Below are 212 nucleotides of genomic sequence, written 5' to 3' on the forward strand. Positions count from 1 at the left end.
GCTTCTGCAAGCTCAACGATCTTCGCTTCCCACTGCTCTTCGCCTTCTAGTGCTTTAAGCGCTGAACCTTGAATTAGTGGTAGGTCATCACCTGGGAAATCGTACTCAGAAAGTAGTTCACGAACTTCCATCTCTACTAGCTCTAGTAGCTCTTCGTCGTCAACCATGTCACATTTGTTCATGAATACGATGATGTAAGGTACACCAACCTG

General features: G+C 45.8%; 1 protein-coding gene. It reads right to left on the reverse strand.

The annotated features are described in order from the left end of the window. Positions 1-212 (reverse strand): GTP-binding protein (locus tag CKO50_RS23050; RefSeq protein WP_255231192.1); only part of this gene is annotated, 212 nt, incomplete at both ends.

The sequence above is a fragment of the Pseudoalteromonas sp. HM-SA03 genome, from assembly GCF_002289345.1.
GTDB lineage: Bacteria > Pseudomonadota > Gammaproteobacteria > Enterobacterales > Alteromonadaceae > Pseudoalteromonas.